Origin of the sequence: Flintibacter muris, from assembly GCF_943192995.1 — a bacterium.
Lineage (GTDB): Bacteria > Bacillota > Clostridia > Oscillospirales > Oscillospiraceae > Lawsonibacter > Lawsonibacter muris.
In genome coordinates, this window is the sequence record NZ_CALPCP010000098.1 from 1 (window position 1) to 2,680 (window position 2,680).

The window sequence follows — 2,680 nt, forward strand, 5'->3', positions numbered from 1 at the left end:
CATCTGGATGCATGGGATATGCCATTCGAATCCACCCTGAGAAAGTTGATTTGTAATGCAGCATAATCCTATAAATAAAGATTCAATTTTACATACTTGTGCTTAGAAGTTGTAAATGCAAATCAAATGTGGCAAAACAGCGTAGTATATCATCGTAAAAGTTCTGATACTCTGCATAGTATTTTGAACTCTACACCAACTTTACACCAAATGAAAAAGACTTCCGATGTGGTTTTCAAATTTCTTACGATCCGTAAAAATAGGGGTACAGGCATTTAACCTGTACCCCTAAAGCATATCAAATGGCACGAATTCTCTATGCCATGAACCAAGTATAAAACTTGGGTGGGTTCATCACCCTAAATTAATACAAGAACGCATTTTCTTCCAAGCATTTGTCATATGTCTTGAGAATATGCTTTGTGGTTGCCTCAGTCATATGATTCTTGAAATTCGGATGATCCTTACAATACTGATTATACTCAGTGATGCTTTGTAAGATTTCATCAAAATGTTCTTTACTATGTCGCTGATCTGGACTATGTAAAAGTTCATCACCAAAGTGTAAAATGCGAATCCGGGCAGCTTTTGCATTCCGTTCATCTTCCTCGTCACGCAATTTTAATACATCGGCCTCCAGTTGATTTACCTTTTCCAAGACTTCACCATTGATTGCTCTGCCAATAGTTTTTGCAAGCCAAGACCAAGGATTAATTTTAATTTTAGACACTTCCAAAAATGTAGACAAGACTGCAACTACAAGTGCAATATAGCCGACCAACTGCCCAAGCTGAATCTCAGAAATCTTTTCTAACATTTTCACCACCTTCCTTTCCTACATTTCAATTAAGTAGAAGAAATTTCAGTAGTAACTTCTGGATCGCCAACTTGGTTAGCATCATAAATTGTAGTGCTTTTTACGATGGTTACGCCACTATCTTTTACGACCTCAATACCTTCCTGAATGTCCTCGATTGCATTCTTAACACTTTCAGCATCAACCTTACCTTCAGTAATAATATAAGTCATAACAGACATAACAGATACAACAGCACCAGCAACAGTGCTAATTACATTTTCATCTAAGCCAAACACCATCGCTAAACCAGTCACAACACCAGCCACAGCAGCCCACAATTTACGGCTCGACAGCTTACGAATCATGTTATTCATAGAATCAACCTCCCTTAAATCTGAGGACTTTCATCAAAGTCCTTTTCTACAAAACCAGCCGCTTCAGCAGCAGCAAATTTAATTCCTACACCATTAGCACCAGTATTTTCATGTTCACTTTTATGAACAATGCTATTTAACACAATGCTTGCCGCTGTACCCATTGGAGCAAATACAGCAGTATAGCAAGCTAAAGCACCCATGTACTGATATTCAATACTTTTTAATGCAAGATAAAACCCGCCCAAAAGACCAGCACATAAAAATGCCATGATCAAAAGGGCGAGTAGGTTTGTAAAACCAATATGAAATCTTTTCTTACGTCTACGTCTGGTTTTCTTTTTCCCCCGCTCTACCCTAATAATCATAATTACACCTTACCCATCATCTTAGCAAAACGGAAGAATAATGCCGCAGCCTGTTCACGTGTCAACTGATCGGCCCACATATAATTCGGAGTTCCATCAGGCAATGTACCACCACCAGAAATCAAGCCACAGTTAATTGCCCAATCACGAGCCTCCTTGCTCCATGTACCGCAATCATTATCTTGCAGTTCTTTACGTTGCTCTGCAATAACGCCCTTACAAATCTCTTTAACCTGTGCTTCAGTCATATCATCATCCTCCATTCCATTTGTTTGTTGATTAAGTAAAGTAGCCACATCATTACGAATATCATTCATTGTTTTACCGAACTTTGGGAACCAATGTAACACATCACCATGATTAGAACCTAATCCAAGTTGATAGCTGTCTTGGTGACACAAAATAGTTGGCACATTAATTTTCCCATACTTAACAGTGCCATGCGGATCAATATTAAACATCTTACAAAGATACGCAGTAATCTCACACGCTTCTTTATAGACCTTATCAAAATAATCCTTATCATTCAAAGCATCTTCACAAATTTCAAATTGAATCCAGCCATTGTTACAAGATCCATTTTTACCACTGGCACATCCCCAAGGACGATAATTCCAAGGCATTGTTTGAATAGTTGTAACTGTCCCATCAGCCAATTTGCCAATCCAACAATTTAACCCGGCTTGATGTTCAGTGTGATTCCAGTCGTTGCCACCAGTGTTCTTTCCAAGCAACTGCATCAACTGAGCATAATTCGGATCATCGGCACTTGGCTGAACATATCGCCGTAAATTAGGATTATTGGCTCCTGTGCTATGCCACAGAACACCCTTAACTTCCATTTTCCTTGTTTGTCTATAACAAGTGCTGTTGGTCATCATACATTGAAGTGGTTTATTCTTTTCCGTGTATTTCATTGAACTCCCTCCCTTCTTAGTTGCAAGGTATTTGTCATAGTAATCTTGACTATATGCAGCCCGGTCATTCTGTGCTTTAAGCCGCTGTTCCTCCGTAGCATCCTTACCTTGACTTGCTGGCCTTTCATAGTTAATAAGCATAGCATTAGGGAACCGCTGATTAAAGGCCCGTCAAACGCAATATGCAATCGAAATTGGGGGTAAAAATCCAAGTATAGGCCC

The 2,680-nt window shown here is 39.1% G+C and carries 4 protein-coding genes; all 4 read right to left on the minus strand.

Annotation, left to right across the window (positions count from 1 at the left end):
- Positions 1-364 precede the first annotated feature (364 nt).
- From NFS22_RS23325 to NFS22_RS23340, 4 genes are read right to left on the minus strand one after another with little or no spacing between them, the layout of a single operon-like run.
- Positions 365-817 (minus strand): hypothetical protein, encoded by a 453-nt coding sequence (locus tag NFS22_RS23325; RefSeq protein WP_251320011.1) that lies wholly within the window; start codon positions 815-817, stop codon positions 365-367.
- A gap of 29 nt (positions 818-846) precedes the next feature.
- Positions 847-1,173: a hypothetical protein gene (locus tag NFS22_RS23330; RefSeq protein ID WP_251320012.1), complete on the minus strand. Its 327-nt coding sequence runs from the start codon at positions 1,171-1,173 to the stop codon at positions 847-849.
- A gap of 14 nt (positions 1,174-1,187) precedes the next feature.
- Positions 1,188-1,541 carry a hypothetical protein gene (locus NFS22_RS23335; protein WP_251320013.1) on the minus strand — a complete coding sequence of 118 codons (354 nt, stop codon included), beginning with the start codon at positions 1,539-1,541 and terminating at the stop codon, positions 1,188-1,190.
- Between the two features lie 2 nt (positions 1,542-1,543).
- Positions 1,544-2,458, minus strand: a complete 915-nt coding sequence (locus NFS22_RS23340; RefSeq protein WP_251320014.1) for a peptidoglycan recognition protein family protein — start codon at positions 2,456-2,458, stop codon at positions 1,544-1,546.
- Positions 2,459-2,680: the final 222 nt, after the last annotated feature.

Coding starts and splice junctions, on each gene's coding strand:
- NFS22_RS23325 (WP_251320011.1), bottom strand. CDS start 817: ATGTTAGAAAAGATTTCTGAGATTCAGCTTGGGCAGTTGGTCGGCTAT.
- NFS22_RS23330 (WP_251320012.1), bottom strand. CDS start 1,173: ATGAATAACATGATTCGTAAGCTGTCGAGCCGTAAATTGTGGGCTGCT.
- NFS22_RS23335 (WP_251320013.1), bottom strand. CDS start 1,541: ATGATTATTAGGGTAGAGCGGGGGAAAAAGAAAACCAGACGTAGACGT.
- NFS22_RS23340 (WP_251320014.1), bottom strand. CDS start 2,458: ATGAAATACACGGAAAAGAATAAACCACTTCAATGTATGATGACCAAC.